Source organism: Halomonas garicola (assembly GCF_031935715.1).
Lineage (GTDB): Bacteria > Pseudomonadota > Gammaproteobacteria > Pseudomonadales > Halomonadaceae > Vreelandella > Vreelandella garicola.
Map to the genome: position 1 here is coordinate 1 of NZ_JASSZF010000061.1, position 3,528 is coordinate 3,528.

General features: G+C 53.4%; 3 protein-coding genes. 2 read left to right on the forward strand and 1 reads right to left on the reverse strand.

Features of this window, described 5'->3' with window-relative positions; translation table 11 throughout:
- The coding region (locus tag RS027_RS13380) for an electron transfer flavoprotein-ubiquinone oxidoreductase (RefSeq protein WP_311957738.1) at positions 1 to 961 on the forward strand (961 nt) is incomplete at its 5' end.
- Positions 962 to 1,606: 645 nt separating this feature from the next.
- On the forward strand, positions 1,607 to 3,043 hold the full coding sequence (locus RS027_RS13385; RefSeq protein WP_311957740.1) for a sodium:solute symporter family protein: 1,437 nt from the start codon (positions 1,607 to 1,609) through the stop codon (positions 3,041 to 3,043).
- A gap of 220 nt (positions 3,044 to 3,263) precedes the next feature.
- Here RS027_RS13385 and RS027_RS13390 read toward each other — a convergent pair.
- On the reverse strand, positions 3,264 to 3,528 hold a 265-nt coding region (locus RS027_RS13390), incomplete at its 5' end, for an integrase core domain-containing protein (RefSeq protein WP_311957742.1).

Here is a 3,528-nt window from a genome sequence, read left to right on the forward strand (position 1 = left end):
CCTGATACTGCACGGCTCGGGCTGGCCGCTGGACAAGCACGCCCACGGCGGCTGGTTCCTTTACCACGGCGAGGATAATCAGGTCATGGTAGGGCTGATCATGGACCTGTCCTATCAAAACCCTTGGCTGTCGCCGTTTGACGAGTTCCAGCGCATGAAGCACCACCCGGTGCTGGCCAAGCATCTGGAAGGCGGCAAGCGCGTCGCCTACGGCGCACGCTCCATCACCAAGGGCGGCTTCAACTGCCTGCCCAAAATGACCTTCCCCGGCGGTCTGCTGATCGGCTGCGATGCCGGCACGCTGAACTTTGCCAAGATCAAGGGCCTGCACACGGCGATGAAGTCCGGCATGGTCGCCGCTGAAACCGTATTCGACGCCGTTGCCAACGAAAGCGAAGGCGGGGAAGAACTATCCGCTTTCACGGAGAAGTGGGAGCAGAGCTGGGCCTACGCCGAGCTCAAGGAAAGCGCAAGCTTCGGCCCCGCCCTCCACAGGTACGGCACCCTGGTCGGCGGCGCCTACAACTTTGTCGACCAGCTGCTCGGCGGCGGCAAGCTGCCCAACCTCCACGATACGACGCCGGACCATGCCGCACTCAAGCCGGCGGCCGAGTGCGAAAAAATCGAGTATCCCAGGCCCGACGGCAAACTCTCCTTTGACAAGCTCTCCTCGGTCTACCTGTCCAATACCAACCACGAAGAGAACCAGCCCTGTCACCTCAAGCTCGAGGACCCGGCAATACCCATCCGCGACAACCTGCCCAAATACGCCGAGCCGGCAGTCCGCTACTGTCCCGCCGGGGTCTACGAAGTGGTCGAAGACGATGACGGCCAGCCGCAGTTTCGGATCAATTTCCAGAACTGCGTGCACTGCAAGACCTGCGACATCAAGGACCCGGCGCAGAACATTACCTGGGTGGCCCCGGAAGGCGGGGGTGGGCCGAACTATCCTAATATGTGACGGTGAGGTCTTGATCGCCGCTGGGCTTAGCGCATGATCTTGTCCACATGTCGCCTGCTGTTCATTCTCTATTCTGAAAGTGCCGAAGGCAGGTTTCGATGAGAAGAGCCTGCCTTTGGACTGCTGGATAGCAGCACAGGGGGGATTACCCGCGATGCTGGAAGAGTGAGTGGATAGGGTATCTTGATTCATAGGGTCGAATAATAATATTTTACCTAATTATTCTTCCAGGGCTATGGTAGCTTCTTTGCCGTGGTGCATATCAGCACGGCTTTACAATAACAAAACCCTGATCAACGGAGTTTTCCATCATGACACGTGGCCTTCTCAACGCCATTGACCTGCCCGTTGGGGCAGTGCGCTATAGCCAGGAACCTCTAGATATCTCTCAGCCAGACTACTGTAGCGAGCGATCATCTTTCGTATCGCTATAGCTGGGGGCCGCCACTAGTTGCGTATAGGGCGGATATTGTTTTCTTTATTGATTGAGGTTGAGGGATAATAAAATGGAATCCTGGACTTTTGTTGCTTTTGGTATCAGCTCTTTTCTAACTTTGACTCTGGCCGTAGCGGCTTTGGCTTTTTCTGAAGAACGCTAAAGCTGTTTTCTTGATCATAAAATTAACAAACTAAAGAGATCCCCTGATGTTTAACTGGTTTTTATTGATATTTTCTGCCACGGTTCTTATTGGCTTGTCGCTGTACTCCATGCGTGCGGCAGGTGATAAAGATGAGTCGGGCTTTCTCGTCGCCAATAATTCTCTAGGCCCTTTTGTCGCTGCGGCAACGCTGGTTGCCACCGGCTACAGCGGTTTCGTCTTTATTGGTTCACCGGGCGTTGCCTATGAATACGGCTCGCTTGAACTCTTTTCAAATACCTTCTACTCCACGGCATTTTTAATAGCAACGCTATTTTTTGCCAATATTCTGCGGCGTAAAGCCTCGACACTGGGTAGCCGGACGATTCCTGAATATATCGCCCAGATCCACTCAGGCGGTACCGCAGGCCGCTGGCTGCAGGGCATTGTCGCACTGATTATGGTACTTCTGTTAGGCGTATTTCTAGTATCGCAGATCAAAGCGATCGGTTTGCTGGTATCCGGATGGCTGGACGTGTCGCCAACTACGGGCTCCCTGCTTATCACGCTTCTGGTTATTGGCTATACTATGTTTGGTGGTCTGCGTGCAGTTGCCTGGACTGATGCCGCCATGATTGTGGGTATGTCAATAGGCTCCTGCGTCATTGCCTATGTGGTTTTTGTTCAGGTGGGGCTTGGTGAGCTGATCGGGCGCCTTGATGCTATAGATCCCACTATTGCTAATCCGACGACGGGTGCGCCTTATGGTGACAGTCCGTCAGCTGCGCTTCTGCTTCTACCTTATGCGTTTTTGTGGGCAGTTGCCTTGCCTTTCATGTCGGTACGCTTTCTGGCTATCAAACAGGGCGTCAATATGGCTCATGTAGGTATCTGGGTTGCCATCTTGGGCGCGCTGCTAAATTTTACGCCGCTGGCGGGACTCTACGCCAAGGCTTATTTCCCCGATCTGGCTTCCCCTGATCTGGCAATGCCGACTTTTCTTGAGCACGGGGTCAACCCGTTAATTTCCAGCTTTATTACCCTGTTTATACTTTTCGCCATGAAGTCGACGGCTAATTCCCTGATGCATACCGTATCAACAGCGCTATCGTATGATCTGCGTTCAGCATTGGGGAGAGAAAAGGGATTTATAACTTCAATGACCTTTAACCGCCTAATGGTATTAATCGTCGGTATTTGTGGATTTGTTGGCATGGCTTATTTGCCACCTGTCATGATTTTATGGCTGGGGATTCTCGGCAACGGCACTTTGATGGCAGCGCTTTTTGGCGTTACTTTCTGCTCCACTTTCTGGCAGGGTAGCAGTACGGGAGCCCTCGCATCGATTGCTATCGGCTTTTGCACCAGCGCTTACTTACTTTTAGGAACCGATTTGGGATGGGTGCAAGGACCGCTTTACGGCTGTGTGGCTTCAGCAATCATCTATGTCGGGGTTAGCTTGGTGACTCGCCGTACCGTAGTGCCTGCTGAAGCCCAGTCATGAACCCTGCTCATTTAGATAGGTGTTAACTTTAGCCTGTGTGGTGGAGGTTGTCGGGCCCTATGCGTCAACGTAGTTGTCACCCAAACGGATTGAGAGGTGATCAACATGCGTTACCCCGCAGAGCGTAAGGAAGCCATCCTCCGGAAGATGGCACCGCTCATGAGCATGACCATCCCGGGACTGGCCAACAGGAAGGCATCACCGCGACAACCTGTGGTGGTCAACTTATTTCGGACACTTCCATAGGGTATTTTGATGACATGTGGCGTTCGTAAGCGGTGGGCGACAGATAAGCCAACGTCGAGTGCAGACGCACATTATTGTAAAACCCAACGATGTAGTCGGTGATATCCCGTACGGCTTCAGCATGGTTGGCGTAGTCACGCCGCCAGACGCGCTCCATTTTCAGGTTCAGGAAGAAGCGCTCCATGACCGCATTGTCCCAGCAGTTCCCTTTTCGGCTCATGCTGGGCCGCAAGTGATAC

Coding starts and splice junctions, on each gene's coding strand:
- RS027_RS13385 (WP_311957740.1), top strand. CDS start 1,607: ATGTTTAACTGGTTTTTATTGATATTTTCTGCCACGGTTCTTATTGGC.